At 33.9% G+C, this 2,501-nt stretch carries 3 protein-coding genes; all 3 read right to left on the bottom strand.

Translation table 11 applies throughout. The annotated features are described in order from the left end of the window. Positions 1-615: protease inhibitor I9 family protein (locus GFJ36_RS29575; protein ID WP_242015979.1), on the bottom strand; the 615-nt coding region annotated here is incomplete at its 3' end. Positions 616-1,017: 402 nt separating this feature from the next. Then, positions 1,018-1,659 carry a response regulator gene (locus tag GFJ36_RS12265; protein WP_088123113.1) on the bottom strand — a complete coding sequence of 214 codons (642 nt, stop codon included), beginning with the start codon at positions 1,657-1,659 and terminating at the stop codon, positions 1,018-1,020. 1 nt (position 1,660) lies between these two features. After that, positions 1,661-2,501 (bottom strand): GAF domain-containing sensor histidine kinase (locus tag GFJ36_RS12260; RefSeq protein WP_157349593.1); only part of this gene is annotated, 841 nt, incomplete at its 5' end.

Genomic DNA, 2,501 nt, shown 5'->3' with positions numbered 1-2,501 from the left:
CGGTACACTATCTGCCATTTTCGGTTCAACTGCAGTCTTAACTGTTTCTTTCGGCAAATCAATTTTAACCTCATGATCTTCCCATACGCGCTTAACGATACCGGTACGAACTAAGTCCTCAATCATATTCGCTGGTAAAGAAATCGCTACACCATTAAAAGCATTCTTATACTCTCTTGTTATTTTTGCAGATTTTACATTTGTCCCTTTCTCTTTATTCTTTTGCAGCTGTTCAAGCTCTGCTTTAAACCCTTTATGTGATGCCTCTACCTTTTGTTCCGCATTTGAAAGAGCTACCTTTTTCCCTTTAGCCGCTTGTTTTAATACCTCAATTTTGCTAGGTGCTTGCTTAAATTCTATAATCACATTCACATTATTAGGACTCGCTGTATTGATACCTGGCGAAATAACAAAACCTGGTTTTGCATCTAACGTTTTTAAGGCATTACGTTGTTCCTTTGTAAGACCTTTCAAGATAGCATTTGCATCATCAACTCCAGTTAAAGTAGATGTATTTACCTCTTCCGCTAATACGTTATATGGAATCCCTTGAGACAATAACATTCCAGCTGTTAACGTTCCAATAAGAATCTTTCCAAATTTCCCTCGTTTCATATTGCATCTCCCCATTTTTAATATTATTTTTTGAAACAAATTGATTCTTAAATTCCCATTTAGCATTGGAAACTCTATAAATCTTAATCTTTTGTATCATGAAAGATTTCCAACACTACTACCATCCCCATACCTCATATAGCTAATCACTCACTTTACTCTTTCTATAAGAGCCCCCCATCATTTATTTTCAACAAAATATTTTTACAAAATGAATTATTAACAAGGTTAAAATGTAATTCTATTTTTATTATTCCACATTTAGATTATTCTGAAAATTAAACAAAAGGAGTATCTTTTCTCTAAGGATTCTATGCCTACATAGTACAAAAGAACTATCTTGCCTTTATTCTTTGTGATACAGAATAAAGCAACACGATAGTTCTTTGAAAGATTTCTTATTTAATCTAGCGGAACCAATTGATTTCGGACTGCATAAATCACTGCTTGCGATCGACTTTTCACATTTAGCTTTTTAAAAATTTTATTGATGTGAATTTTAACTGTTTTATCACTAATATATAAAACTTCAGCAATTTCTTTATTACTAAGTCCTTTTACTAGTTCAAAGAGAATTTCCTTTTCACGTTCCGTCAGTTCATTTTCATTTGATTCTACTTTCATTTTTTGCTGATGATATGTAATTAATTTTTTAGTCATACGCGGATGAATAACGGAATCGCCTCGATATAACATTCGAATTGCTGCTACTACCTGCTCTGATGAGGAATCCTTCAATAAATAACCATCAGCACCGGCCTGGAGTGCATCCATTAAATACTCATCATGCTCATACATTGTAAACACAAGTACTCGGCAATTTGGATATTTTTTTTTCACTAACTCGGTAGCTTCAATCCCATTTTTCCCTGGAAGGTTAATATCCATCAAAATACAATCTGGTCCGCATTCTTCTACTTTTCCCAATACTTCATCCCCAGAGCTAGCTTCTCCAACCACTTTCATATCAGATTCATCCTCTAGTATGCTCCGAATTGCGTCTCGTAAAAAAGCATGATCATCCACTACTAATATTTTAATCATTTTACGCACCCCTTGTTTGTGAATCTGGAATTAATAGTGTAATTTCTGTCCCTTTCCCTACAGAACTATCAATCTGTAAAGTAGCCCCTAATTGTTCAGCTTGTTCATTCATATGTAATATACCATAATGTGGCTCATTCTTCGTTTTAACCATAGACTCAAATAGTGAAAAACCAACCCCATTATCCTTAACCCTTAAAAGCACGTGCTCACTTTGATAACTGAGTAAAACATCAGCCTTTTTTGCTTGTGCATGTTTTACAATGTTTTGCAAACTCTCTTGTAATGTATCAAAAATAGCTCTTTCTTTTGAAAAGCTAAGCGCACGTGCATGACCTCTTTCATGATATGTAATATCTAGTTCATATTCTTGTTTTAAAGATTTTATTTTACTTGCTATCGCTTGCTTAAAACCTAATTGTTTTGTCGGATATGGTTTTAAAGCATAAATAGAATAGCGAACTTCTCCTAAGCTTCCTCTTAAATCTTTTATACTTTTCTCTACTATTTGTTGCATATCTATTGGTTTATCACGATATTTTTTCTGCGCGGATTCTAGTTGATATATCACCCCTGCCAATGTTTGCGCAATACCATCGTGAATTTCGCGTGCGATTCTATTTCTTTCTTCTAAAATCATTCTTTTTTCCTGTTCAGAAATCAATATCCTTGTTTTAACAACGTTAGCTAATTGGTTAGAAAATGTAGCTAACGACTGTACATCTTCCGGAAAGAAACCCGCATTTCTACTTTTCCCTGCAACAAACATTCCGACTAATTCATCATTTACTATAAGAGGAAAATATACAAGTGAGCGTATAACACTATCAAATATTTCATCT

It is taken from the genome of Bacillus sp. EE-W1, assembly GCF_009760835.1.
Classification (GTDB): Bacteria; Bacillota; Bacilli; order Bacillales; family Bacillaceae_G; genus Bacillus_A; species Bacillus_A wiedmannii.
Note: the sequence above shows the minus strand (reverse complement) of the source record. Positions and strands in the feature narration are given on the sequence as shown.